This window comes from Xanthomonas sp. SHU 166 (assembly GCF_000364685.1).
Lineage (GTDB): Bacteria > Pseudomonadota > Gammaproteobacteria > Xanthomonadales > Xanthomonadaceae > Xanthomonas_A > Xanthomonas_A sontii.
Genome location: NZ_AQOJ01000389.1, coordinates 1 through 25764 on the forward strand (window position 1 = coordinate 1; position 25764 = coordinate 25764).

A 25764-nucleotide genomic window follows, 5' to 3' on the forward strand; every position below is an offset into this window, starting at 1 on the left:
CGTCGGTGGCGACCGAGCCGCACAGCACGTCCAGCCCGGGTTCGTCGCGGTGGCGATCGCGCAGCGCGGCCAGGCGGGCGCGATCGCGCGCCACCGCCAGCACCGGGCTGCCCGCCTCCAGCAACGCCTGGACCACGCCCTGCCCGACCGTGCCGCTGCCGCCGAGGACCAGGACCTCGGGGGCCAACGTCCCGCTCACGGGACTTTTCCTCCCGCGGACGGGACAATCGCGATTCGCCCCAGCCGGTCGGTGCCGGACGCGCCCAGGCGCAGGCTGCTGCCGCCCTGCCGCCGCGGCGGCGGCGTGAACTCGCGAAACGCCCTCGGGTAAAGGGATTGCGCCGTCGCCACCGGCGCGGAACGGCGCCGCAGCTGGCGATCGGGGCAGGCGAAAAACTGGAACAGCGTGCGCATCGACATGGGCAAAGCTCGTCGGGGATGGCGAATGCGGACAAATTAGGCGCCAAAGCCGCACTTGATTAGTCCGAATTAAGGGGAATAATCGTCCCGCTATCGGTCCAATCGTCTCCACCTCAAGGAACCGCCATGAGCCACGATCTGAACGACACCCTGATCTTCGTCAAGGTGGTCGAGCAAGGCAGCTTCATCGCCGCGGCCAATGCCCTCGGCCTGCCCAAGACCACCGTCAGCCGCAAGGTGCAGGACCTGGAGGCACGGCTGGGCGCGCGCCTGCTGCACCGGACCACGCGCCGGCTCGGGCTGACCGAGGCCGGCGCGGTCTACCACGAGCATTGCCAGCGCATCGCCCGCGAACTGGAGGAAGCCGAGAGCGCGGTGGGCCAGCTGCAGGCCGGCCCGCGCGGCTGGCTGCGCTTCAGCGTGCCCTATTCGGCCGGCATCTCGTGGGTGGCGCCGATCCTGGGCGAATTCCACCGCCAGCACCCGGAGGTGCGCCTGGAGATGATCATGACCAGCGACAAGGTCGACCCGATCGCCGAAGGCGTGGACGTGGCCCTGCACATGGGCACGCTGCCGGATTCGACCATGGTCGCGCGCAAGCTCGCCACCTTCCGCACCCAGGTCTTCGCCAGCCCGTATTACATCGAGCGGCATGGCGAACCGCTGCATCCGGACGACCTGCAGCACCACCGTACGCTGGCACTGAGCAACGGCCGCGGCGGCGGCACCCGGCTGTGCTGGCCGCTGCGCAACGGCAAGCAGAGCGGCGAATTCCTGGTCCAGCCGATCCTGCTGGCCAACGATTCGGCGGCGCTGATCGGCGGCCTGGTCTGCGGCGAAGGCCTGGTGCTGGCCAGCGACGCGACGATCAAGCCGCTGATCGAGGCCGGCAAGGCGCGGCGCGTGCTCGGCGGCTGGGTCGGGCCGGACCTGGACTTCAACGCAGTGTTCCCGGGCGGGCGCATGCTCTCGCCGAAGGTGCGCGCCTTCGTCGACTTCCTGGTCGACAAGCTCAACTTCGACGTCAGCTACATGATGGCGCAGTGCCCGGCCAAGCTGGCCACGCAGCAGGCCGAGGACGGCGCGGAGTTCACCCTGTGCAGCGGCGTGGCGATGAACACGCAGTCGCTGGCCAGCCTGCCGCGCGTCGCAGCCACACCGGCGCCGGTGCCGGCGGCGCTGGAGACGGAAGCCGAGGACGAAGAGGACGCGGCACTGGTCTGAGCCGCGCCGCGCACAACGCGTCGCAGCAGCAGCGCAAAAACGCGAACGGGCCGCAATGCGGCCCGTTCGTCGTTGCGGTCGGCGGATCGGATCGGTCAGCCGGCCGAGGCGCGCAGCGGCACCACGCGGATCTCCACGCGGCGGTTCTGCGCGCGACCGGCCTCGGTGCTGTTGTCGGCGATCGGGTACTTCTTGCCGGCGCCCAGGGTCTGGATGCGCTCGGGCTGCACGCCCTGCGCGGTCAGGTAGGCGGCCACCGAGGACGCGCGCTGTTCGGACAGACGCTGGTTGACCGCATCGCTGCCGATGCTGTCGGTGTGGCCGACCACTTCGATCATGGTCTGGTTGTATTCGCCCAGGGTCTGGGCCACGCCGTTGAGCGCCGAATAGAACTGCGGCTTGAGCGTGGACTGGTTGAAGTCGAAGGTGATGCCGTCGGGCAGATTGAGGGTGATGTTGTCGCCGTCGCGGCGCACGTCGATACCGGTGTTGGCGGTGCGCTCGCGCAGCGCGCGTTCCTGCCGATCCTGGTAGTTGCCGATCGCCGCGCCGCTGAGCGCGCCGATGCCGGCGCCGATCATCGCGTGCTGGCGGCGCTCGGTGGCGCTGCTGCCGCTGAGCAGGCCGGCGGCGACGCCGACCGCGGTGCCGATCAGCGCGCCGCGGCCGGTACGGTTCTGCTGCTCGGTGGGATTGCCGTACTGGTCGCGCTGCACGTAGGAGCCGCCGGTGGCGCAGGCGGACAGCACCAGCGCACTGGCCAGGGCCACGGACACGCCGCGAAGGGTGGTCGTTTTCATCATGTTCTCTCCGAACCTGGTTTGACGTGGCCGCAGCATAAACAGGGCCACGCGAGGCGCGGATGAACGCAGCCCGGCGCGCGATGCGCCCGGTTCAGGAAGACGGCAGCAGATCTTCGGCGTCGGCCGCGCGCAGCGGCTGCTCCCAATCGCCCATCAGCGCCAGGTACAGCAGTTTTTCGAACTCGGCGCCGACCCGCCGCATCACCGCGTCCGGATCGGGAATCAGCCGCGCATCGCCGATCAGGCCGAAGTGCACGCGGTGGTTGTAGCTCATGATCGACACGCCGACACCGATCGAGCCGGTCTGCGGCACCCAGAACATCATCTCGCGCACGCGGCTGCCGGCCAGGTACAGCGGCTGCTGCGGCCCCGGCACGTTGGTCGCCACGGTGGTGGCCTTGCGGCTGAACAGGTCCAGCGCCGCCGACTGCAGCGCCGCCGGCGCCATGCCCACCGCCGCCAGCAGGCCGAACACCACCATCGCCTGCCGCGACTGCTTGAGCTGCTGCATCGACTCGGCCACGCACTGCAGGCGCCGCACCGGATTGGCCTCGCCCACCGGCAGGTCCAGGAACACCAGGCCGAAGTGGTTGCCGAGCTTGCGCGCGTGCTCCAGCGGGCGCAGGTTGACCGGCACGGTGGCGCGCAGGGTCACCCCGTCCAGGCGTTCGCCGCGTTCGAGCATGTAGTCGCGCAGGGCGCCGGCCATGGTCGCCATCAGCACGTCGTTGACCGTGCAGTCGCAGGCGCGGCCCACCGCCTTGACCTCGTCCAGGTCCAGCGGCTCGGCCCAGGCCACGCGCTTGCTGACGCCGAGGCGGCCGCGCAGCAGCGTCGGCGGATCGTCGGCCAGCAGCAGCGCATTGACCAGTTCGCGGCCGATCAGCCCGCCTTCGCGCGCCAGCATCTGGGGCAGGTTCGGGTCCTGCGCCATCGCCCGGCCCTTGTCGAGCATGCGCCCGCCGAGCTTGAGGTAGCGGTCCACCGCGCCGACCCGGCGCACCACCTCCTTGCCGTCGTCCTTGAGCCAGGCGCGCCCGAGCTGCGCCGACGGCTCCGGGGTGCGCTGGGTATCGGTCAGCGACAGCAGCACCTGCACCAGCGCGATGCCGTCGGCATAGCTGTGGTGGATGCGCGCCACCAGCGCCGAGCCGCCTTCGTAGCGCTCGATCAGGTGGAACTGCCACAGCGGCTTGGTCTTGTCCAAGGGCGTGGAGGCCATCTGCCCGGCGAAGCGCTCCAGCGCCTTCTTCTGCCCGCGCCCGGGCAAGGCCGAAAGACGCACGTGCCAGTCCAGATCGAAATCGTCGTCGCGCTGCCAGTAGGCGCCGGTGGCGGTCTCCACCGGCTTCTGCAGGAACCGCGGGAAGGCCAGGAAGCGCTTGCGCACCAGTTGCTTGAGCGCAGGCAGGGCCAGCGGCTCGTCGAACATCAGCACGCCGGTGATCATCATCGGATTGGTCGGCCGGTCCATCCGCAACCAGGCGGTGTCCACGCGCGACATCGGTTCGCGCTGCGGCTTGCGGCGAGCTGAGCTGGTGGCCATGCGGGCTCCTGTCCGAGCCCGGAGTGAATCATGGCCCCGCGAAGGGCGTCAATCGCGCCTGCGGCCGTGCTGCGCCGCGCAACACCGAGCCCGTGCTCAGCCGGCGGCGGTCTCGCGATAGGCGGCCAGCGCCGCATCGCGGCCGGCGGCCAGGTCCACGATCGGCTGCCGCGGATACTGCGGCGCAGCCTGCGCCAGCCGCTGCGGCGCCTGCCAGGGCGCGAAGCGGTCGGCCACCGGCAGCGCCGCCAGTTCCGGCACCCAACGCGCGATGTACTCGCCCTTCGGATCGAACTTTTGCGCCTGGGTCACCGGATTGAACACGCGGAAATACGGTGCGGCGTCGGCGCCGGTGCCGGCCACCCACTGCCAGCCCAGGGTGTTGTTGGCCAGGTCGGCATCGACCAGGGTGTCCCAGAACCAGCGCGCGCCTTCGGACCAATGCACGCGCAGGTGCTTGCACAGGTAGCTGGCGACGATCATGCGCACGCGGTTGTGCATCCAGCCGGTGTGCCACAGCTCGCGCAGGCCGGCATCGACGATCGGCACGCCGGTGCGGCCGCGCTGCCAGGCGTGCAATGTCGCCGCATCGGGCTTGGCCCAGCGAAAGCGCTCGAAGCGCGGGTTGAGGTTGCGCTCGGGCGTGTCCGGGAAATGGTGCAGCAGGTGGTGGGCGAAATCGCGCCAGCCCAGTTGGCGGATGTAGCCGTCGATCGCCGCGGCGGTGGCGGCGCGGCGCTGCCGTTCCAGCGTCGCGACGATGCGCCATGGCGCGATCTCGCCGAAATGCAGGTGCGGCGACAGCCGCGAGGTGCCGACCTGGTCGGGGCGGTCGCGGCCATCGAGATAGTCGCGCAGCGCGCCGTCGACGAACACGTCCAGCGCCTCGTGTGCGCCCGCCTCGCCCGGCTGCCAGACCTCCCAGAAGCCGCGATCCCAGTCCAGCGCCGGCGCCAGGCCGAGTCGTTCCAGCGGCAGGCTGTCCAGATCCTTGGGCGGCGCTGGCAGCGTCTTCGGCGCGGCCTGCAACGCGGGCACCTGCCAATGGCTCAAGGCGCTGCGCCAGAACGGGGTGAACACCTTGTACGGGCCGCCCTGCTGCGTCGCCAGTTGCCAGGGTTCGAACAGCAGCGCGCTGTTGTGGCTGTGCACCTCCAGGCCCTGCTCGCGCAGTTCGCGCTTGAGCCGCACATCGCGCGGCTGCGTGGCCGGCTCGTAGCGGCGGTTCCAGTACACCGCCACTGCGCCGCAGTCGGCGATCACCTGGCGCAAGGCGGTCTCGGCCGGGCCCTGGCGCAGGATCAGGCGCGAACCGCGCGCGCGCAGTTGCGCGTCCAATGCCGCCAGCGAGCGCTGCAGCCAGCTGCGCGAAGCCGCGCCCGCGGCCCATGGGCCCTCGTCTTCCGGGCTGTGCAGGTACACCGGCACCGGCGTATGCCCGGCATCCAGAGCGGCCTGCAAGGCAGGTTGATCGTGCAGGCGCAGGTCGCGCCGGAACCAGACGATGGCGTAGCTCATGCGAGGGGACGCAGCGAAGGACGCGCCATGATACGGATCGGGTGCAGCGGCCAGGTGAGCATGCGGCGCGAGTCGCACATGCTTCGACACCACCGATCCTGGCGCAGCAAGTGTCGCGCTGGCCGGATTTCGTAGACATCGCCGCGCGCCGCGCACGCGCGCCTCGTCCGCCCTGCTATAACGCCGTGGCGGGCGCCGTCATGTCGAAACGGCGCCGCGACCGCTGCTGATGGATGACGTTCCGGGGAAGGACGTCATCCGTGCTTTCGCTGCACCGCGCACGACATGGCCACGGCCGTCTCGCGCGCACGGGGACATCCGCCATCGCCTCTGCGATCTCACGGTCATCACGGCCGGCGAGCGCGGTTGCGTGCGCCCCGAACCGCCCGCGCCCGGACCTGCATCGACAGGGCCGCGACGCGCTGCGGGCAGCCAACGGCGCAGCACGGCCACGCCCATCGCCGACATCCGCAATGATTTCAGGAGAGCAAGACCCATGGACAAGCGCATCGCAAAAGCCGCCCTCACCCTCGCACTGAGTCTCGCCGCCCCGCTGGCGATGGCGTGCGAGCCCGAACCCGGGCTGCAGCAGAACGAAGTCTTGCAAGGCGACGCCGAAGCGTCGTGTGGCGGCGGTGGTGGCGGCGGCAGCACGCCGGTCTACACGCTGCAGGGCGTGATCCAGAACCAGGGATATCAGACCGAAAATGGTCCAGCCGGTGCCAAGCGTGTGGTGATCCGCGCGTACTCGCGCTTCGCCAATGCCAGTAATAACCGTATCGACGCCGACTACATGAACGTGAACTGCAAAGCCTACGACGTATATGGCCACTCCGGGTCTGACTACGACGAGGAACGCAACGGCGCCCTGGTCGACGTGCATTTCAAATCTCCTTGGGTCCTCGGCTATGGCACCTATCGCAAGATCACCGTGGTGTGCACTCACCACGCAGAATATGGTGCCAACACCTACGACACCACTAGCAACATGGAAATCCAGATCCCCGAGTGATCCTCGCTCCATACGCTACCAGGCGGCGCCCGGAACGTACCGGGCGCCGCACTCGCAAGATGATGTGCGTGTAGCGCGCAGGCTTACTCGAACGCGCCCACCGAATCGTGGGCGAGATTGTCGAAGCGGGTGTATTCGCCGAAGAACTTGAGCTTGCACGACCCGGTCGGGCCGCCGCGGTGCTTGCCGATGATGATTTCGGCCAGGCCCTTGTCCGGCGAATTTTCCTTGTTGTAGTAGTCGTCGCGGTAGATGAACACGATCATGTCCGCGTCCTGCTCGATCGCGCCGGATTCGCGCAGGTCGGCCATCACCGGGCGCTTGTCGGTGCGGGTTTCCAGCGAGCGGTTGAGCTGCGACAACGCGATCACCGGCACCCCCAGCTCCTTGGCCAGGCCCTTGAGCGAGCGCGAGATCTCCGAGATCTCGGTGGCGCGGTTCTCGCTGTTGCCGGGCACCGACATCAGCTGCAGGTAGTCGATCACGATCAGGCCCAGGTCGTGCTCGCGCTTGAGCCGGCGCGCCTTGGAGCGCAGCACTTCCGGCGACACGCCCGGCGTGTCGTCGATGAAGATCTTGGTCTCCTTGAGCATCTTGATCGCGCCGGTGACCCGCGCCCAGTCCTCGTCCTCGAGCTGGCCGGTACGCAGGCGCTGCGCGTTGATGCGGCCGTTGGAGGAGATCAGGCGCATCGCCAGCTGCGAGGCGGACATTTCCATCGAGAACACCGCCACCGCCTTCTTCGACTTGATCGCCGCGTATTCGGCGATGTTCAGCGCGAAGGTGGTCTTGCCCATCGCCGGACGCGCGGCGAGGATGATCAGGTCGGTCGGCTGCAGGCCGGCGGTCATCGCGTCGAAGTCGTTGTAGCCGGTCGGCAGGCCGGTGATGTTGCCGCCGTTCTCGAAGCGGTTGCGCAGTTCCTCGAACGCGTCCTTCAACGCGCCGGGCATCGCCACGAAGTCGCTGCGCCCGCGCGCGCCGGCCTCGGCGATCTGGAACACCGCCTTTTCCGCCGATGCCAGCAGTTCCGAACTCTCGCGCCCTTCCGGCTGGAAGCCGTCGTTGACGATGGTGGTGCCGACCTCGATCAACTGCCGCAGCACCGCCTTGTCGCGGACGATCTCGGCGTAGGCGACGATGTTGGCGGCCGAGGGCGTGGTGCTGGCCAGTTCGATCAGGTAGGCGCCGTCGCCGACCATCTCCAGCTTGCCCTGCGATTCGAACCACTCGCCCAGGGTCACCGCATCGAACGGGCGTCCCTTCTCGGCCAGCTCGCGGATCGCGCGGTAGATCAACTGATGATCGCGCCGGTAGAAATCGTTCTCGGTGAGCTGGTCGTTGACCCGGTCGTAGGCGTCCGGCGCCAGCATCAGGCCGCCGAGCACGGCCTGTTCGGCCTCGATCGAGTGCGGCGGCACGCGCAACTGGTCGAGACGCGGCTCGCTGCGTTCGCTGCGCTCGCTTTTGCGATCGCCGCGGTAGCCGGGACGGGCGGACATAGGCTGGGTCTTCTCTGTGGGGCGCGGGCGCCGGGCGCGGCCTCACCGCGGCCCGGGCGCCGATTTTAGTCGCCGCGCCCGGCCGGGGCTAGGGCGACGCTCGACACAGGGCGCCTGCCTGAGCGGCGGCACCTGGGTCGCCACGCCTCGCCAGAGGCTGGGGACAAGTCTGGGGACAAGCGGTTGAGAACCTCGCCGAGACCGCGTCGCACAAGGCCCGCCCTGCCCCATCCGCGCACCACGGCACGCGCCGCGATGGCTCTTCAGGCCTGCAGTTCGTCGATCCAGGCGATGAACTTGTCGACGAAGCCGGCGAGGAACTTGCGCGTGCGCTCGTCGTCGATCGCGCCGTCCTCGGCGATCAGGCCCTCCTTGAACTGCAGAAAGATCTCCGGCTGCCCCAGCACCGGCATGTCCAGGTAGGCCAGCACGTTGCGCAGGTGCTGCTGCGCCATGGCGGTGCCGATCGCCCCCGGCGAGGTCCCGCACACCGCCGCCGGCTTGCCGGCGAAGGCGCTCTCGCCGTACGGACGCGAGCCCAGGTCGATGGCGTTCTTGAGCACGCCGGGGATGGAACGGTTGTATTCGGGGGTGACGAACAGCACCGCGTCGGCGCCGCTGACCTGCGTCTTCAGGCGCCGGCCCTGCGCCGGATAGTCGTGGTCGTGGTCCTGGTTGTACAGCGGCAGGTCGCCGATCTCCACGTACTCGAAACGGGCGCGGTCGCCCGCAAGTCGCTCAAGCGCGTGCGCCAGACGCCGGTTGAACGATTCCTTGCGCAGGCTGCCGACGAACACGGCGATGCGGTACTGGCTCATGGCGTTACTCCTGACCGAATGGACCTGCAGGCTAGCCGCCGGCGCGCGGCAGTCAGGTGAACGCCGTTGACGTCCCGGTCTGCGCCAGGCGTGCCTGCACGTCCTCCGGCAGCGGCGGCAGCGCCACGAAACCCGGCGTCGCGCGCACCCGCTGCAGCCAGTCGCACAGTGCCGGATACTGGGTCAGCGCGATGCCGGCATCGCCGGCGCAATGCGTATAGGCGAACAACGCGATATCGGCGATGCCGTAGGCCGGCCCGGTGAACCAGGCCTGCGCCTGCAGGTGCTGCTCCATCACCGCCAGCGCCCGCAGCGCGCCCTCGCGCAGGCGCGGCAGTTCGGCACGGCGCGGAGAGTCGGGCGGCGTCCAGCCGCAGACGAAGCGCGCCACCGCCACATAGGGTTCGTGGCTGTACTGCTCGAAGAACAGCCAGCTCAGCGCCTGCGCGCGCTGCCAGGGATCGGCGGGCAGATAGCCGGTGCCCTCGGCCAGCCAGCACAGGATGGCGTTGGATTCGGCCAGCACGCGCCCGTCCTCGCGTTCCAGCAGCGGCACCTTGCCGTTGGGATTCTTGGCCAGGAACGCCGGGGTGCGGGTCTGGCCGTTGGCGCTGTCGACCTCGACCCAGCGGTAGCCGCAACCGAGCTGGTCCAGCAACAGCCGCACCTTGTAGCAATTGCCGGACAGCGCCATGCCGTACACGGTCAGGGGAAAACGTTCGGATGCCATGTGCTGCTCCTGTGTCGAATGCTGCCGTCGTCGTGGCTCAGCGCCGCGCCTGCCACTGCGCGCGCGACTGGCCCCACACTTCCACCTCGAACGCCTGCAGCGGCTCCGGCAGGCGGTCCTGGCGCAGGTAGCGCGAGCCTAGCTTGGCCGCCACCGCCTTGGAGTTGGCGTTGTCCGGCACGATGGTGTGGATCACCTCGGTCCAGCCCAATTGCGCGAACGCCCAGTCGATCGACGCCGTGGCTGCCTCCGGCGCATAGCCCTGGCCCCAGAACGCGCGGGCGATGCCCCAGCCGACCTCCGGACCCGGCCAGCCGTGCGGCTGCCAGGGACCGACCCGGCCGATCCACTGCCCGCTGCGCTTCTCGATCACCGAGAACATCGCAAATCCCTGCAACTGCCAGCTGCCGACCAGCGAGGTCAGGCTGCGCCAGACCACCGATGGCGCCTGCACGCCGCCAAGGTGATGCATGGTCTCGGCGTCGGCGGAAAAGGCGCAGAACGCCGCGAAATCCTCGGCAGTGGGCGGGCGCAGCACCAGGCGCTCGGTTTCCACGCGCACATCGAAGACGCTCATCGTCGGTTCTCCTGTGAACAGGCCCGCAGCCGGCCGCGGGCGATGGCTTCAAAACGCATTGATGCCGGTCAGTTCGCGGCCGACCACCAGTTGGTGCACGGTCTCGGTGCCCTCGTAGGTGATCACCGATTCCAGGTTCAGCGCATGCCGGATCGCGCCGTAGTCGGTGGTGATGCCGGCGCCGCCGAGCAGGTCGCGGCACTCCCGCGCGATGTCCAGCGCCATGCGCACGTTGTTCCACTTGGCCAGCGACACCTGCGCCGGCTGCAGCATGCCGGCGTCCTTGAGCCGGCCCAGTTGCAGCGCCAGCAACTGCGCGCTGGCGATGCGCCGTGCCATGTCGGCCAGCTTGATCTGCGCGCTCTGCGTCGCCGCCAGTGGCCGCCCGAACAGCATGCGCTCGCCGGCATAGGCCAGCGCCTCGCGCAGGCAGGCGATGGCCGCGCCGATCGCGCCCCAGCTGATGCCGTAGCGGGCCTGGGTCAGGCAGCCCAGCGGCCCCTTCAAGCCGCGCACGCCGGGCAGGCGCTGGCTGTCGGGCAGGCGCACGTCGTCGAAGAACAGCGCCGAGGTCACCGAGGCGCGCAGGCTCATCTTGTGCGCGATGCCCTGGGTGCCGAAGCCCGGAGTGCCGGCCTCGACCAGGAAACCCTGGATGCCGTCGTCGGTCTGTGCCCACACGATCGCCACGTCGGCGATGCTGCCGTTGGTGATCCACATCTTGCTGCCGCTCAGGCGCCAACCGTCGCCGTCGCGCACCGCACGGGTCTGCATCGCCGCCGGGTCGGAGCCGCCCTGGGACTCGGTCAGGCCGAAGCAGCCGATCGCCGTGCCGGCGGCCATCGCCGGCAACCAGCGCTGGCGTTGCGCGTCGCTGCCATAGGCATGGATCGGGTACATGCATAGCGAGGACTGCACGCTGACGAAGCTGCGCAGGCCGCTGTCGCCGCGCTCCAGTTCCTGACAGATCAGGCCGTAGCAGACCGCGTTGAGGCCGCCACCGCCTTGCCCGGCGGGCAGGCTGGCGCCGAGCAGCCCCAGTTGCGCTAGTTCCGGCACCAGTTCGCGCGGGAACCGCGCCTGGTCGAAGGCGTCGCCGATCACCGGCAACACCTTGGCATCGACGAAGCGCGCCACCGCCTGCTGGATCGCGCGTTCCTCCTCGCTGAGCAGCGCGGCTACGTTGAACAGGTCGTCGCAAGGCAGGGGCATGGTGGTGTCCACGGCGAAAACCGCATTGTATCGGCCCCGCCCGCGCCGCCGCCCGCAGATAGACGAAGGCCGGCGCACGCGCCGGCCTTCGGAGGTGCAACCGCGCTGCGACTCAGCGCTGGCTGACGGCGACGTCGCCGGCCGAGGCGGTCTGGGTGACCAGGCGGCCGTCCAGCACCGGCAGGCGATCGCTGTTCGGGCGGTCGTCCATGCGCACGGTCTTTTCCTGGCCGTCGTAACGGTAGGTCACGTCATAGCCCTTGACCACGTCCTGCGTGCCCATGGCGATGCGGCTGCCCGGCTTGCTGTCCATGCGCATGGTGCCGGTGGTGCCGTCGTCGTTGCGGTAGGTCACGTTGTAGCCGGTGATGGTCGAGGACTGCGCGGTGCTGTTCTCGGTGTGGCACTGGCGCTCGGTACGGTCGACCACGCGGCCGCCGACATGGTTCTGGTCGATGCGGTTGCCGATGAAGCCACCGGCCACCGCGCCGGCCGCGGTCGCGGCCTTGCGGCCGTTGCCATGGCCGATCTGGTTGCCGAGCAGGCCACCGACCACCGCGCCGACCACGGTGCCGCCGACATTGCCGTCGCGCTCGGGCAGGCGCTCCTGCACCACCACGTCGTTGCACACCTGGCGCGGCGTGGTGGTGGTGGAGGTCTGGCGCAGCGGCTCGGTGCCGATCACCTCGGCGTAGCGCTGCTGCTTCTGGGTGATCGGGTCGACCCGGACCACGTCGGCGTACTCGAGCTTGCCGCCGACGCTGTTGTCCATCGCGCTGTCGCCGCGGGTATTGTCCAGGGCCGGGCGCACGTCGCCGCTGGCGACGTCCACGGGTTTGTCGCGATTGTTCATGAAGGCCGCGGTGGCGACGCCGCCGACCAGCAAGGCGCCAGCCGCGACCAGAACGGTTGTCGTAGTGCTTTTCATGTGTGCTCTCCTGCGGGCTGACCGCGTTGTCTACGGTGCTGTGATTACCATGCCGAAGCTGAACCGATCCGCTCCCTATTCAGTAACGCGGCGTACTCGCAACTGGTAACGCCCCCGGAACGTCGCCATATCAAAGCTGTTAGCGTTTCCACCGCTGCCCCGGAGCACCTGACATGCCCAACCCGATCGTCTATCCGCTGCTGCGCTGGGCGGGCAAATTGCGCTACCCGACGCTGTTCAAGATCACCGCCGGGCTGTTCGTGCTGAGCGTGCTGCTACCCGATCCGGTGCCCTTCATCGACGAGATCGTGTTCGGCCTGGGAACCCTGCTGCTGGCCAACTGGAAGACCCGCACCCCGGCGCCGGCCACCGAGCCGCTGAACTCGACCGCGCAACGCGTGCGCCGCTGAGCGCCGATGCCGTTGATCGACAGCCACTGCCACCTGGACGCGGAAGAGTTCGATCCGGACCGCGACGCGGTGATCGCGCGCGCGCAGGCGGCGGGCGTGCAGGCGCAGGTGGTGCCGGCGGTGACCGCGGCGTCCTGGGCGAAGCTGCGTGCGGTCTGCGCGGCCGCGCCCGGCCTGTATCCGGCGTATGGCCTGCATCCGCTGTTTCTGGCCGAGCACCGGCCCGAGCACCTGCCCTTGCTCGGCGAGTGGATCGAACGCGAGCGTCCCTGCGCGATCGGCGAATGCGGCCTGGACTTCTTCGTCGAAGGCTTGGACGAAGCCGAGCAGCAGCGCTACTTCGCCGGCCAGCTGCAACTGGCACGAGAGTTCGACCTGCCGGTGATCGTGCATGCGCGGCGCGCGGTGGACGCGGTGATCCTGGCGATCCGCAAGGTCGGGCGCCTGCGTGGCGTGGTGCACAGTTTCGCCGGCAGCGCCGAGCAGGCGGCACAGTTGCAGTCGCTGGATTTCCTGATCGGCCTGGGCGGGCCGGTCACCTACGCACGGGCGCAGCGCCTGCGCCGGCTCGCCGCCACGGTTCCGTTGCAACAGCTGCTGCTGGAAACCGATGCGCCGGACCAGCCCGATGCCGCGATCCGCGGCCAGCGCAACGAACCGGCGCGGCTGCGCACGGTGCTGGACACCATTGCCGCGCTGCGCGACGCACCTGCCGACTCCATCGCCGCGCAGACCACGGCCAATGCGCGGCGCTTGTTCGGCCTGCCCGACGTGCTTCCCGACACAGCCGCGCCGGGCTGACGCAGGACTGTCCCGCAGACACAGCGCACACCGCTCGCCGGCGTGGCGGCGCCCCGCGCAAGCGCCGCTCGGCACACAGGCACGCTGGCCAACGCGCAGCTCCACGCTGCAGCAATCCGCGCGAACGTCGCTTGCCGCGCATCTTTCGTACGAAACTGTGAACTGGGCTACCGGATCACGGTCTTTCGACAGGGTTTCCGCCTGCTGGCTTCTGCTACTGTGCACCGCGCTGAACGGCGAGCGGATCTTTTGTCCGCCAGGCACCGGAGTGTGAACCCGTTCGCTCTCAGCAAAAGGCTCGGCGGCCGGCTCGATGGCACGCGTTCTGGCAGATCGGATCATCCTGGCGTGAAACAACCGGCAAGCCGTATCCCCTACCCGCTTCTCCACAGCGCGCGGCGCACGCGTGCGATCGCCTCCTCCGCGGCCGCCCCGGCGCGAGCGGAGCCATCGCGCATGCGAGCGCCACGACGATGAAAAGCGGTGCGAGTTCGGAGAAACACGTCTCCAACGGCGAAAGCTGGGTCTCCCTGAAATTCCGCGACAGCAATCGCAGCCGCAAGATGCGCAGCACCCTGACCCTGGCCGGGGTCTCGTGCACCACGCTCGGCGCATTGTGGACCGTGTGCTACCTGTACTACGGCCGGCCGGAACTGGCGCTCGCCTTCGTCGGGCTGACGGCGGTCGGCCTGCTCGCGCTGTGCCGCCGCCGCCATTGCGACGAGGCCTCGTTGTCGCTGGTGGCGCATGGCGTGTTCGTGGTGGTGCTGGTGATCTCGATCATCGATGCGCCGATCGGCACGGTGCCGCGCTCGGTGCACACCTTCTTCCTGCCGCTGGCGGCCGGCGCGCTGTTCGTGTTCGACCGCAGCCGCCGCTACCGCGCGCTGGTGTTCCCGCTGGCGTGCCTGGGCGCCTTCGTCGCGTTCGGTTCGGGCGAACTGGACTGGCTGGCGCCGGCGTCCTCGCCGCCGCTGGGGATGCGCCGACTCGGCGCGATCTCCAACATGGCCTGCGCGGCCGGCCTGCTCGCGGCGATCCTGCACATCTACCGCAACGACGTGAACGCGCGCATTTCGCTGGAGCGGGAACTGGCGCGCGCAGTCGGCAACGGCGAGATCGAGGTGCTGTACCAGCCGCAGGTGAGCGCGAACGGCAGCATGCTCGGCGCCGAGGCGCTGGTGCGCTGGCGCCATCCCAGCGGCAAGCTGCTGACCCCGGACAAATTCATCCCGCTGGCCGAAGAGAGCCAGCTGATCCGGGACGTGGGACTGGAAGTGCTGCGTCAGGCCTGCAGCACGCTGCGGCGCTGGTCGCACGAGCAGGATCTGCGTGCGCTGGTGGTCGCGGTGAACGTCAGCCCGGTGCAGTTGCTCGATCCCAACTTCGTGGCGTCGGTGAAGCAGGTGATCACCAGCGAGGGGGTGGCGCCGGCGTCGCTGGAATTCGAGCTGACCGAATCGGCGCTGTACGTGGACACCGCCGGGGTGCGCGCCAAGATGCACGAACTCAAGGCGTTCGGCATCGGCTGGGCGCTGGACGATTTCGGCACCGGCTTCTCGTCGCTGGCCATGCTCAGGACGCTGCCGGTCACCAAGCTCAAGATCGACCGGCAGTTCGTCAACGACGCCAAGGCCGACGAGTCCTCGCGGCGCCTGCTGGCCAAGATCGTGGAGATCTCGGAGGTGATGGGCATGGTCGCGCTCGCCGAAGGCATCGAGGATGCGCAGCAGTGCGAGATGCTTTCGGCGATGGGTTGCCGGCACTTCCAGGGCTTCCTGTTCGGACGGCCGCAGCCGGCGCACGACCTGGAACGGCTGGCCTTCCTGCAGGCCGGCACCGAGCGCAACCTGATGAGCGGCGCGGCCACGCGCGCCCCGGACGCGCCGCCGCCATCCGGCGCGCGCTAGGCGGCCGCCGCCTCGCGCGCCACCGCGCGCTTCAACAGCATCTCCAGCGCCTTGCCGACCGCGGCGAAGGCGAACGCACCGGTGATGTGGGTGGCCGCGCCCAGCCCGGCGCCGCAGTCCAGGTTCAAGGCCGCATCCGGCCCCAGCACCGGCCGCAGTCCGCAGACGCTGCCATCGGCCTGCGGATAGCGCACGTTCTCCAGCGAGTACACCGCCGGCACGCCGAAATAGCGCTGCGGGTTCTTGGGGAAATTGAACTCGCTGCGCAGCTTCTTGCGGATCAGCGCCAGCATGGCGTCGTGCTCGGTGCGCGACACGTCGCGGATCCGCACCAGGGTCGGGTCGGTGCGCCCGCCGGCCGAGCCCACGGTCAGCAGCGGCAGCTTGCGCCGCCGGCACCAGGCGATGGTCTCGACCTTGACCCGAAAGCTGTCGCAGGCATCGATCACCAGGTCGAAGCCGGCATCGAGCAAGTCGGCGATGTTGGTCGGGGTGAGGAAGGCCTCGACCGCCACCGCCTCGATCTGCGGATTGATCGCCACGCAGCGCTCGGCCATCGCCACCGCCTTGTTGCGCCCGTACTGACCGGCCAGTGCCGGCAGTTGCCGGTTGGTGTTGGACACGCAGATGTCGTCGGCGTCGATCAGGGTCAGATGCCCGACGGCCGAGCGCGCCAGCGCCTCGACCACCCACGAGCCGACCCCGCCCATGCCCACCACCGCCACCCGGCACTGCGCCAGCCGCGCGATCGTGCCTTGCCCGTAGAGCCGGTCGATGCCGGCGAAGCGTTCGCGCCATTGTTCGTTCATCCGCGCATTTTAGGGGATTGCCTGGGGAGCCGGGATTGGGTATTGGGGATTCGCGGCGTGGCTTGGCGGCCCGCGCGCGACGCGTCGCCGCAGGCGTACCATCGGCACTCCATCCCGCCGTGCATGCCACCCATGGTCAAGCCGCCCCCGCCCGCTTCCGCGTCCCGCTATCTGTTCGTGCTGCTGGCCGGCCTGTTGCTCGGCCTGGTGCTGACGGTGATGGCGCTGCGCGCGGTGCAGGCGCGGCAGGATCCGTTCCCGCGCAGCCTGATGCAGGTGATGGGCAAGCAACTGGCGCTGCTCGAACGCGACGCCGCGCACCGGCAATGCAGCGGCGCGGGTCCGCAGGCGCGGCTGCGCACGCTGCGCCTGCTCGGCGACGAGCTGGGCACGGCGTTTCCCGACCTGGCCGACGACAGCCGCTTCCGCGAGCACGCCGATGCGCTGCGCGCCGGTGTGGACGCGGCGCTGGCACAGCCGCCGGCCGACTGCACCGCGCTGGCGCAGGCGCGCCAGCAGATCGACGAACGCTGCGACGCCTGCCACCGCGATTTCCGCTGAGCGTTCGCTGAGAGCGGCGCCGAGCTTGCTGCAGGGGGTTCGCTGACGGACCGACGCAGGCCTCGCTGCGCTGGCGGCGTGGCTTCAGCGCACATGTGCCAGTGCGCGTGTCGATGAATTGCCGCTGACGCGAGCCGGCGCGAGGCTGAACGGCACCTGCCGGGGTTGGCGTTGCATTCACGCAGGGGTGGACAGGATGCGTGCGAACGCGGCGCTGCCGCCGCGCTCCATCACTGTCGAGGAGAGCACCCATGAAGATTCAACTGATGGCCACCGCTGCCGTGGCGACCCTGGCGCTGGCAGGCTGCGCCACGTCCCCGGGCTATGGCGGCGGTTACGGCGGCGGCTACAGCCAGCCGGCGCGCGGCGGTTACACCCAGACCCGCTGCGCCGACTGCGGCATCGTCACCCGCATCGACACCGTACCGTCCGGCCGCACCGCGCCGTCGGCCACGGGCGCGATCCTGGGCGGCATCGTCGGCGCGGTCGCCGGCCACGAGATTTCCGACCATACCGGCGGCAGCAAGGGCAACCAGAACGTGTCGGCGGTGGCCGGCGCGGCGGCCGGCGCGCTGGCCGGCAACCAGATCCAGAAGAACGTCACCAGCGACACCTACGACGTGCATGTGCAGATGGACGACGGCCGGGTGATCGTGGTCAACCAGCGCGACCTGGCCGGTGTGCGCGAGAACACCTATGTGCGCGTGGTCAACGGGCGCGTCGTGCCGCGCTGATCGGCCTCGCCGACCTGCCCCGAAACGCAAAAAGGCCCGCAGTGCGGGCCTTTTTGCTGCGCGCGACGCGGCGCGCGACAACGCCTCAGAGCGGCTGCACCGCGTCGGCCTGCAGGCCCTTCTGGCCCTGCACCACGGTGAAGCTGACCTTCTGGCCTTCCTTCAGGCTCTTGAAGCCCTGGGTCTGGATCGCCCGGAAGTGCACGAACACGTCCTCGCCGTTTTCGCGGCTGATGAAACCGAAACCCTTGGCATCGTTGAACCACTTCACGGTGCCGTTTTCGCGATTGCCAGTGCCGTTCATGATCGACTTACTCCTTGGAACACGTCTCAGGGGTGGGTACGCCGTGGGGTGCGGCGGCTGGTTGCAAGGAGGAAGCGAGGTATAACGATGTAGCGGATCGGTGGATCTACCGCATCAGGCCACGATTCACGGTGACCTTTGCAAACGCAGCGGCTGCAACTTACCCCGGTCAAAATGAAAATGCAATCAGCAAAAAGACCCCGTCTGTCAACCCCCAAACCTCCCCCGCGGTGAGCCACGTGGACCCTGCGTTCATCTATTACATCTGTGCCGGTCTCCTGGTGCTGGTCGGGCTGGCAGGGGTGCTGCTGCCGGCCCTGCCCGGTACGCCGCTGATGTTCGCCGGGATGCTGCTGGCGGCCTGGGCCGACGGCTTCCAGCGGCTCGGCTGGCCGACGCTGACCGTGCTCGGCGTGCTCACCGCGCTGTCGCTGCTGGTCGACCTGCTGGCCACCGCGTTCGGTGCGCAGCGCGTCGGCGCCAGCCGCAAGGCGCTGTGGGGATCGGTGCTGGGCGGGATCGCCGGCATGTTCTTCATGCCGATCGGGCTGTTCGTCGGTCCCTTCGTCGGTGCTCTGGCCGGGGAGTACTGGCACGGCCGCGAACTGCGCCAGGCGACCCGCGTCGGCGTCGGCACCTGGCTGGGCATCGTCCTGGGCACCGCCGCCAAGCTCGGCCTGGCGCTGGCGATGCTCGCGGTGTTCGCGGTGGCTTGGCTGCTCTGACGCAGTACGCCTGAAGACGGCGTCGCGGCGGCAGCATGAACGTGTGATGACCCTGTTGTCGTCACTTCCTGTATTTTCCCTGCCGGCCATTCACCCCGGCAGCGCACCACCCGCCCGCGCCGCCCGTTGCAGCGAGAACCGCATGTCCCATCGTCAGGTCCGTCCCCTGTTGCTGCTGTCGATCGCGGCCGTGCCGCTTGCGCACGCGCAGGAAGTCCTGCCCACCCCCGCCTCGCCGGAAGCCTGCGTGGCGATTTCCAGCGACGCCGCCCGCCTGGCCTGCTACGACCAGGCGTTGTCGCGCCGCACCGCCGATCCGCAGGCCGCCGATGCCGCGGCAAAGGCTGCCAGCGAACGCCAGAAGCAACAGCTGGACGCCAGCGTGCCGGAAGACGCCGGCGTCGCCGAGCGCACCCGCCAGCGCGCCGCCGCGATCTTCAAGCAGGACCGCTACGACAGCACCATCGCCAATGCCGGCAAGGGCTCGCTGCTGGACAGCCGCTGGGAACTGGCCAAGGACTCCAAGCTGGGCACCTTCCAGCTGCGCGCCTACAAGCCGGTGTACCTGCTGCCGGCGTTCTGGACCAGCAAGAAGAACGAGCTGCCGTCCTCGCCGAACCCGGTCAACACGGTGACCACCGCCGAGCCGCTGGACAGCGTGGAGGCGAAGTTCCAGCTGAGCTTCAAGACCAAGATCGTGGAGAACATCTTCGGCGACAACGGCGACCTGTGGGGCGCATATACCCAGAGCTCGCGCTGGCAGGTCTACAACGCGGAGCAGTCGCGGCCGTTCCGCGAGACCAACTACGAGCCGGAACTGATGCTGGTGTTCCGCAACAACTACAGCCTGTTCGGCTGGAAGGGACGGATGACCGGCATCCAGCTGACCCACCAGTCCAACGGCCGCAGCGATCCGCTGTCGCGCAGCTGGAACCGGGCGATGCTCAACATCGGCCTGGACCGCGACAACTGGGCGCTGGTGCTGCGCCCCTGGTACCGCATCCCGGAGAGCCGCAAGCAGGACAACAATCCGGACATCGAGGACTACATGGGCCGCGGCGACGCGACCCTGATCTACAACCGCAACGGCCACGAGGTGGCGCTGATGGCACGGCATTCGCTGCGCGGCGGCGACCGCTCGCACGGCGCGGTGCAGCTGGACTGGGGCTTCCCGATCAGCAACCTGCTGCGCGGCCATGTGCAGGTGTTCGACGGCTATGGCGAGAGCATGATCGACTACAACCACCGCGCCACCTACGTCGGCGTCGGCATCTCGCTGCTGGAATGGTTCTGATCGGCCACGGCTGAGCGGCGCACGCGACGCCTGCCTGGACGTCGCGTGCACCGATTGCTCAGAACCGGTAGTTGCCCTTCAACCACAGGTTGCGGCCCGGTTCGGCGATGCGCACCGGGTCGGCCGGGAAGCCGAAATCGGCGCTGCCGGCCAGGTTGAGATGTTCGCTGTAGCGGCGGTCGAACACGTTGTCGATGCCGGCGCTCAGCCGCAGCCCCTCACTGACCCGGTAGCCGCCGCTCACCCCCAGCGTGGCGAAACCGGCGCTGCGGCCGAGGTCGCGGCCGACCACGTTGCCTTGGTCCAACGCCACCCGCCCCTGCCGCGCGACCGCGCGCAGCAGCGCCCCGGCCGACCAGCGCTGCCCTTCCCACTCCAGTCGCAGCCGCGATTCCAGCGGCGGCATCTGCGGCAAGGGCGTGCCGTCGCTACGGTTCTCGCCCCAGGCGTAGGCCAGCGTGCCGCCGAGGGTCAGGCCGTGCAACGGCTGCCAATCCAGTCCCGCCTCGGCGCCGGCGATGCGCGCATCGACATTGTCGACGCGGGTGGTGGTGCCCATCATGCCGCCGTCGGCATAGGTGAAGAGGATGAAGTCCTGCACCCGCCCGGCGTAGGCGGAGACCCAACCCTGCACGGTCGCGCCGCGGTACTGCAGGCCGAGATCGAGCTGGGTGGTGCGTTCCGGGCGTAGCCCGACGAAGGCGTTGGCCGCGCCCATCGGGCCCATGTCGGCAGAGAACAGCTCCCAGTAGTCCGGCATGCGTGCGCTGCGGCCGAGGCCGGCATACCAGACGGTGTCGGCCGAGAGGTTGCGCTCCACGCGCAGAAAACCGCTGCCCAGGTCTTCGCTGCGTGTCTGTCCGGCAGTGGGATTGGGCATGCCCATCATGCCGATGCTGCGCCGGGTGTCCTCGACCTGCGCGCGATCCAGGCGCAGGCCGGCGATCCAGCGCTGCGCCGTGCCGGCGCCGAAGGTGGCTTCGGCGAAGGCGCCAAGATTGTCGAACCGCGCGTCGGTGCGCCACGGCACGGTCCGGTATGCGCCCTCGCCGCTGGCGCTGCGGTCGCGGTGGCGGCTTTGCTGGGTGTCGACGCCGGCCTGGACCACGACCTGCTCCCAGCGCCACTCCGATTCCACGCGCCCGCCGCTGGTGCGCCGGTCCACGTTGGCGGCCATCGGCATCGGCATCGCCGACTGCGGGTTGGGCCGGCGCAACGTGTAGTTGTCCATGACGTGGTCGGCGTCGTTGACGTAGGCGTTGGCGCGCAGCGCTTCCCAGGCGCCGGGCAGGTCGGTGCGCTCGAAGCGCGCGGCGTAGCTGGTGCGACGGAACTGGGTGCCGTCCATGCTGCGCCCGGCGTAGCGGGCCAGGCCGTCGCCGCTGCCGGCGGAGAGTTCCAGCACGGTGTCCGGGTCCGGGGTCCAGCCGACCGCGGCGTCGGCATTCCACTTGCGCCGGCGCGACGGCACCACTGCGCCGTCGCCATCGCGGTAGTCGCCGGACTCGGAGCGGTTGGCGTCCACGCGGGCGTAGCCGCTGCGGTTGCCGCCGCGCAGGTCCAGGTTCTGGTCGTTGCGGTTCCACGACCCGACCAGCGCGCTGGCCTCGCCTTCCAGCGTCGGCGCGGCGTAGTGCGGTGTGTCGCGCTCGAAGCGCACGGTGCCGGCGGAGGCGCCGGGCCCCCAGCGCACGGTCTGCGGGCCCTTGACGATGGTGAGCCGGTCGAAAGTCTCCGGCGCGATGTAGGACAAGGCGTTGTCCATCCGCGCCGGGCACGCGCCGACCAGGGTGCCGTCGTTGCTGAGCACGTTGAGCCGCGAGCCGAACATGCCGCGCAGCACCGGATCGCCGTTGGTGCCGCCGTTGCGGATCGCGGCGAAGCCCGGCACGGTCTTCAGATAGTCGGCGCCGTCGCTGGCCGGCACCGGCTGCCGCGGCAGCTTCGGATCGACTGTCCAGGTCAGCGGCGCGACCGGCGCGGTGGCGGTCACCTGCATCCGGTCGAGGGTGGTGGCATCGGGCGCTTCGGCATGGCCGGAAGCGGGAAACAGACTGACAAGAATGCAGCACGACAACGCCGCCCGCGCGGGCGACGGCAGGAACTGAGGCATGAGGTGGACTCCAGAAAAGAACGGCGCCGGCGCGCCTAGCGCACCGGAAACAGGAGAGCGCTCTGGAGATTCAGTGGCGGCCCGCGTGCGCCGTGCGCACGCCAGCGCACAGCGGCATGGACGCGATGACGCAGCGGCGTCGCGGCCCTCGGCGCCGGCAAGGCCGCGGCCAGCAGCAGGACGATCGCCAGCCACGGCAGCAGCCGTGCGGCGAGCAGGCAGTAATCGCAGGCGGCGTGCGCCGGACCATGGTCGCGCTGTGCGCCCGACACCTCGTGGTGATCGGCGTGGATCGCGTGCGCAGCGCCGTGTTCCGGTGGCAGTTCCGGCATCGCCTGCAACCCGGCCGTCGTGCACATCGGCACCGACAGGCTTGCGGTCTCCAGCAGGCGGCTGGCCACCGGCGCGACCACCAGCAACAGCGCGGCCAGCAAGGCGGGCCAGCGCATCAGGCGGCGCAGTCGGGCGGGAGCACGGAGGGCGGACACCGCATCATTCTAGGCGGCCGAGTGGGCAGCGGGTCGGCCGCAGTGGCGGGTGCGACAACGTGACGCAGGCGGGGGCGCCGCGTGCTGCTCGACGACGCGCGACGCCTCTTGCGCGCGGTGAATCACGTGAGCGCTCAGCGCACGTGCTTGTGAATCAGCGCTTTGCTGATTCGGCTCTCATGTCGAAGACCAGAAAAAACGGACGAGCGGAGTCTCAACGAACCTATCTTCGTTGTCCGGAGAAAGCTGCCGCGCCCCGACAGCCGACGCCCCACGACGTAGCCACCGTTGCTTCCGAAACCACGCTTCCGCGCCATACCTCACGCCCAATCGGTAATGCCTTCCCGCCGATAGGTTTCGTGGAACGCCGGGCGCGCCTTCATGCGCTCGGCCAGCGCCTTGAGCGCCGGCCAGCTGTCGGTGGGCCGCGGCATGTTGCGCGACCAGCGCATCAGCATGACCAGCACGAAGTCGGCGGCGCTGCAGTGCTCGCCAAGCAGATACGGGCCGCCCCGCTCCAGGTGGGTCGCCACCTCGTCCCAGGCCTTTTCCAGGAACACGCGGGCATTGGCGCGCACGTGCTCGACGTTGTCGGCGCCGGCCGGTTCGTCGGCGTAGAACCAGGCGCGGTAGGCCGGCATCAGGGTGTAGGCGCCGAACAGCATCCAGCGGTAATAGGCCGCGCGTTCATGGGTGCCGGGCGGCGGTGCCAGGCCGGCGTGCGGATAGAGGTCGGCCAGGTGCATGGCGATGGCGACCGATTCGGTCAGCACCTGCCCGTCCAGCACTAGGGTCGGTACCCGCCCCTGCGGGTTGAGCGCCAGGTACTCGGGGCTCTTCTGCTCCTGGCGCTCGAAATCGAGCATGCGCAGTTCGAAATCGACCTGCAGTTCGATCAGCAACCAGTGCACGACGAACGAGGCGGTACTGGGCGAACCGTAAAGCACGATGGACACGACGCTTTCCCCGGAGACGGAACCAGCGCCGATTATTGCCGCGGCGCCGGCGCACCGCCAGCGCCGCGCGGAACGCCGGCGACTTCGCCGGCGTTCGCGCTGCGGCCGATCAGGCCTCGACCACCACCGGGATCTTGCCGATGCGCGCCTGCCACTCGCGCGGGCCGGTCTTGTGCACCGACTCGCCGCTGGCATCGACCGCCACGGTCACCGGCATGTCCTTGACCTCGAACTCGTAGATCGCCTCCATGCCCAGATCTTCGAACGCCAGCACCTTGCTGGCCTTGATCGCCTTGGACACCAGGTAGGCCGAGCCGCCGACCGCCATCAGGTACACCGCCTTGTTGTCGCGGATCGCGGCGATCGCCGCATCGCCGCGCTCGGACTTGCCGACCATGCCCAGCAGGCCGGTCTGCTCCAGCATCTGCCGGGTGAACTTGTCCATGCGCGTGGCGGTGGTGGGGCCGGCCGGGCCGACCACTTCGTCGCGCACCGGATCGACCGGGCCGACGTAGTAGATGAAGCGGTTGGTGAAGTCCACCGGCAGCGTCTCGCCGCGGTTGAGCATGTCGATCATGCGCTTGTGCGCGGCGTCGCGGCCGGTGAGCAGCTTGCCGTTGAGCAGGATCGTCTCGCCCGGCTTGAAGCTGGCCACTTCCTCGCGGGTGATGGTGTCCAGGTTCACCCGGCGCGCATTGGTCGGGTTGTAGGTGAGCTTGGGCCAGTCCTCCAGCGAGGGCGGATCCAGCATCACCGCGCCGCTGCCGTCCAGGGTGAAGTGCGCATGGCGGGTGGCCGCGCAATTGGGGATCAGCGCCACCGGCAGGTTGGCGGCGTGGGTCGGGTAGTCCTTGACCTTGATGTCCAGCACCGTGGTCAGGCCGCCCAGGCCCTGCGCACCGATGCCCAGCGCGTTGACCTTCTCGTACAGTTCAAGGCGCAGCTCCTCGGCACGGTTGGACGCGCCGCGGGCCTGCAGGTCGACGATGTCGATCGGCTCCATCAGCGCTTCCTTGGCCAGCAGCATCGCCTTCTCGGCGGTGCCGCCGATGCCGATGCCGAGCATGCCCGGCGGGCACCAGCCGGCGCCCATGGTCGGCACGGTCTTGAGCACCCAGTCGACGATGGAGTCGGAGGGATTGAGCATGGCGAACTTGCTCTTGGCCTCCGAGCCGCCGCCCTTGGCCGCGACGATGACGTCGACGGTGTCGCCGGGGACGACCTTCACGTTGACCACCGCCGGGGTGTTGTCCTTGGTGTTCTGGCGCTTGCCGGCCGGGTCGGCCAGCACCGAGGCGCGCAGCTTGTTGTCCGGATGGTTGTAGGCGCGGCGCACGCCCTCGTTGACCATGTCTTCCACGCCCATGGTGGCGTCGTCCCAGCGCACGTTCATGCCGATCTCGAGGAACACGGTGACGATGCCGGTGTCCTGGCAGATCGGCCGGTGGCCCTCGGCGCACATGCGCGAATTGATCAGGATCTGCGCGATGGCGTCCTTGGCCGCCGGCGACTGCTCGCGCTCGTAGGCCGCGGACAGATTCTTGATGTAGTCGACCGGATGGTAGTAGCTGATGTACTGCAGCGCGTCGGCGACGGACTGGATGAGGTCTTCCTGCTTGATCGAGGTCACGGCTGGCTCTGCGGCTGGCGGGGGGAAACCCGCCCATTTTAGGGCAAAGTGGCGGCCCCGCCCGCTGTCACACCGGCACGCCCTGTTCCGTCCTGGTCGTCATGACCCACGATCCGACCTTCGAATCCCACCGCCCCCGGCTGTTCGGCCTGGCCTACCGCCTGCTCGGCAGCCGCGCCGACGCCGAGGACATCGTGCAGGACGCCTGGCTGCGCTGGCAGGCCAGCGACCGCGGCACGATCCGCGACCCCGAAGCCTGGCTGGTGACCGCCACCACCCGGCTCGGCCTGGACCGCCTGCGCGCGGCGCGCAGCGCCCGCGTCCACTACGTCGGGCCGTGGCTGCCCGAGCCGCTGGAGATCGCCGACGCAGAAGACGCCGACCCGGCCGAGCGCCATGACCGCGCCGAGCAGGTGTCGCTGGCGTTCCTGGCATTGCTGGAGCGGCTGAACCCGCACGAGCGCGCGGCGTTCCTGTTGAAGGAAGCGTTCGACTACGACTACGCACAGATCGGCCGCACCCTGGAGCGCAGCGAGGCCGGCTGCCGGCAACTGGTGCACCGGGCGCGCGAACGGCTCGGCCAGGGCCAGGCGCGCTTCGCGGTCACGCCCGAGCGCCACCGCCAGTTGCTCGACCGCTTCCTGCACGCCTCGCAACGCGGCGACCGCGCCGCCATCGTCGCCTTGCTGCATGCCGACGCGCAGCTGCGCTCCGACGGCGGCGGCAAGGTCACCGCCAG

The 25764-nt window shown here is 69.4% G+C and carries 27 protein-coding genes; 10 read left to right on the forward strand and 17 right to left on the reverse strand.

Translation table 11 applies throughout. From position 1 onward, the window contains the following. Positions 1–199: NmrA family NAD(P)-binding protein (locus D180_RS10710; protein WP_043090809.1), on the reverse strand; the 199-nt coding region annotated here is incomplete at its 3' end. Then, positions 196–420 (reverse strand): hypothetical protein, encoded by a 225-nt coding sequence (locus D180_RS10715; RefSeq protein ID WP_017912790.1) that lies wholly within the window; start codon positions 418–420, stop codon positions 196–198. The genes D180_RS10710 and D180_RS10715, both read right to left, overlap by 4 nt. 126 nt (positions 421–546) lie before the next feature. Between D180_RS10715 and D180_RS10720 the strand changes: the two genes are divergently transcribed. After that, positions 547–1644 (forward strand): LysR family transcriptional regulator, encoded by a 1098-nt coding sequence (locus D180_RS10720; RefSeq protein ID WP_017912791.1) that lies wholly within the window; start codon positions 547–549, stop codon positions 1642–1644. 95 nt (positions 1645–1739) lie between these two features. Here the strand turns inward: D180_RS10720 and D180_RS10725 are convergent, their stop codons facing one another. The 3 genes from D180_RS10725 to D180_RS10735 all read right to left on the reverse strand — a co-directional run bounded on the left by D180_RS10725 (position 1740) and on the right by D180_RS10735 (position 5511). Further along, positions 1740–2447 (reverse strand): OmpA family protein, encoded by a 708-nt coding sequence (locus D180_RS10725; RefSeq protein ID WP_198526544.1) that lies wholly within the window; start codon positions 2445–2447, stop codon positions 1740–1742. A gap of 91 nt (positions 2448–2538) precedes the next feature. Beyond that, positions 2539–3993, reverse strand: a complete 1455-nt coding sequence (locus D180_RS10730) for a wax ester/triacylglycerol synthase family O-acyltransferase (protein WP_017912792.1) — start codon at positions 3991–3993, stop codon at positions 2539–2541. A 96-nt stretch (positions 3994–4089) separates the two neighbouring features. Then, complete coding sequence (locus D180_RS10735; RefSeq protein WP_017912793.1) at positions 4090–5511, reverse strand: deoxyribodipyrimidine photo-lyase; 1422 nt, start codon at positions 5509–5511, stop codon at positions 4090–4092. Positions 5512–6007: 496 nt separating this feature from the next. On the opposite strand from D180_RS10735, the gene D180_RS10740 reads away from it, so the two are divergent. Further along, positions 6008–6523, forward strand: coding sequence for a hypothetical protein (locus D180_RS10740; RefSeq protein ID WP_017912794.1), 516 nt, complete (start codon positions 6008–6010; stop codon positions 6521–6523). An 83-nt stretch (positions 6524–6606) separates the two neighbouring features. Here D180_RS10740 and D180_RS10745 read toward each other — a convergent pair whose 3' ends face one another. The 6 genes from D180_RS10745 to D180_RS10770 form a co-directional block, all read right to left on the reverse strand. Continuing rightward, positions 6607–8025, reverse strand: a complete 1419-nt coding sequence (locus tag D180_RS10745) for a replicative DNA helicase (protein ID WP_017909018.1) — start codon at positions 8023–8025, stop codon at positions 6607–6609. Between the two features lie 263 nt (positions 8026–8288). Continuing rightward, entirely contained in the window at positions 8289–8843 is a 555-nt protein-coding gene (locus tag D180_RS10750) for an NADPH-dependent FMN reductase (RefSeq protein ID WP_017912795.1), read from the reverse strand. 52 nt (positions 8844–8895) lie between these two features. Then, a complete protein-coding gene (locus D180_RS10755) occupies positions 8896–9573 on the reverse strand; it encodes a glutathione S-transferase family protein (RefSeq protein ID WP_017912796.1) in 678 nt (225 codons plus the stop codon). A 37-nt stretch (positions 9574–9610) separates the two neighbouring features. Further along, the gene (locus D180_RS10760) at positions 9611–10150 is read right to left on the reverse strand and encodes a GNAT family N-acetyltransferase (RefSeq protein WP_017912797.1); all 540 of its coding nucleotides are present in this window, start codon (positions 10148–10150) and stop codon (positions 9611–9613) included. Positions 10151–10198: 48 nt separating this feature from the next. Further along, positions 10199–11374, reverse strand: a complete 1176-nt coding sequence (locus D180_RS10765; RefSeq protein ID WP_017912798.1) for an acyl-CoA dehydrogenase family protein — start codon at positions 11372–11374, stop codon at positions 10199–10201. Positions 11375–11474: 100 nt separating this feature from the next. Then, on the reverse strand, positions 11475–12290 hold the full coding sequence (locus D180_RS10770; protein WP_026143201.1) for a glycine zipper 2TM domain-containing protein: 816 nt from the start codon (positions 12288–12290) through the stop codon (positions 11475–11477). A 173-nt stretch (positions 12291–12463) separates the two neighbouring features. On the opposite strand from D180_RS10770, the gene D180_RS10775 reads away from it, so the two are divergent. The 3 genes from D180_RS10775 to D180_RS10785 all read left to right on the forward strand — a co-directional run bounded on the left by D180_RS10775 (position 12464) and on the right by D180_RS10785 (position 15411). After that, on the forward strand, positions 12464–12700 hold the full coding sequence (locus D180_RS10775) for a DUF6116 family protein (RefSeq protein WP_017912800.1): 237 nt from the start codon (positions 12464–12466) through the stop codon (positions 12698–12700). A 6-nt stretch (positions 12701–12706) separates the two neighbouring features. Continuing rightward, entirely contained in the window at positions 12707–13501 is a 795-nt protein-coding gene (locus tag D180_RS10780; protein WP_043090811.1) for a TatD family hydrolase, read from the forward strand. Between the two features lie 473 nt (positions 13502–13974). Continuing rightward, positions 13975–15411, forward strand: a complete 1437-nt coding sequence (locus D180_RS10785; RefSeq protein WP_017912802.1) for an EAL domain-containing protein — start codon at positions 13975–13977, stop codon at positions 15409–15411. Here the strand turns inward: D180_RS10785 and D180_RS10790 are convergent. Further along, positions 15408–16220 (reverse strand): tRNA threonylcarbamoyladenosine dehydratase, encoded by an 813-nt coding sequence (locus D180_RS10790; RefSeq protein ID WP_017912803.1) that lies wholly within the window; start codon positions 16218–16220, stop codon positions 15408–15410. The genes D180_RS10785 and D180_RS10790 overlap by 4 nt on opposite strands. A gap of 132 nt (positions 16221–16352) precedes the next feature. Here D180_RS10790 and D180_RS10795 point away from each other — a divergent pair, with 132 nt between their 5' ends. Then, the gene (locus D180_RS10795; RefSeq protein WP_017912804.1) at positions 16353–16781 is read left to right on the forward strand and encodes a hypothetical protein; all 429 of its coding nucleotides are present in this window, start codon (positions 16353–16355) and stop codon (positions 16779–16781) included. Between the two features lie 251 nt (positions 16782–17032). Continuing rightward, the gene (locus D180_RS10800) at positions 17033–17515 is read left to right on the forward strand and encodes a glycine zipper 2TM domain-containing protein (protein ID WP_017912805.1); all 483 of its coding nucleotides are present in this window, start codon (positions 17033–17035) and stop codon (positions 17513–17515) included. Positions 17516–17600: 85 nt separating this feature from the next. Here D180_RS10800 and D180_RS10805 read toward each other — a convergent pair whose 3' ends face one another. Beyond that, on the reverse strand, positions 17601–17819 hold the full coding sequence (locus D180_RS10805; RefSeq protein WP_017909030.1) for a cold-shock protein: 219 nt from the start codon (positions 17817–17819) through the stop codon (positions 17601–17603). Positions 17820–18058: 239 nt separating this feature from the next. Here D180_RS10805 and D180_RS10810 point away from each other — a divergent pair, with 239 nt between their 5' ends. Both D180_RS10810 and D180_RS10815 read left to right on the forward strand, forming a co-directional pair. Next, a complete protein-coding gene (locus D180_RS10810; protein ID WP_043090812.1) occupies positions 18059–18544 on the forward strand; it encodes a DUF456 domain-containing protein in 486 nt (161 codons plus the stop codon). 142 nt (positions 18545–18686) lie between these two features. Beyond that, positions 18687–19838 (forward strand): phospholipase A, encoded by a 1152-nt coding sequence (locus D180_RS10815; RefSeq protein WP_026143478.1) that lies wholly within the window; start codon positions 18687–18689, stop codon positions 19836–19838. Between the two features lie 58 nt (positions 19839–19896). Here D180_RS10815 and D180_RS10820 read toward each other — a convergent pair whose 3' ends face one another. The 4 genes from D180_RS10820 to D180_RS10835 form a co-directional block, all read right to left on the reverse strand. Beyond that, a complete protein-coding gene (locus D180_RS10820; protein ID WP_043090813.1) occupies positions 19897–21951 on the reverse strand; it encodes a TonB-dependent copper receptor in 2055 nt (684 codons plus the stop codon). A 35-nt stretch (positions 21952–21986) separates the two neighbouring features. Further along, positions 21987–22400 carry a DUF2946 family protein gene (locus D180_RS10825; protein ID WP_017912808.1) on the reverse strand — a complete coding sequence of 138 codons (414 nt, stop codon included), beginning with the start codon at positions 22398–22400 and terminating at the stop codon, positions 21987–21989. A gap of 359 nt (positions 22401–22759) precedes the next feature. Beyond that, on the reverse strand, positions 22760–23395 hold the full coding sequence (locus D180_RS10830) for a glutathione S-transferase family protein (RefSeq protein WP_017912809.1): 636 nt from the start codon (positions 23393–23395) through the stop codon (positions 22760–22762). 109 nt (positions 23396–23504) lie between these two features. After that, a complete protein-coding gene (locus tag D180_RS10835; protein ID WP_017912810.1) occupies positions 23505–25025 on the reverse strand; it encodes a fumarate hydratase in 1521 nt (506 codons plus the stop codon). Positions 25026–25126: 101 nt separating this feature from the next. On the opposite strand from D180_RS10835, the gene D180_RS10840 reads away from it, so the two are divergent. Continuing rightward, the coding region (locus tag D180_RS10840) for a sigma-70 family RNA polymerase sigma factor (protein WP_017912811.1) at positions 25127–25764 on the forward strand (638 nt) is incomplete at its 3' end.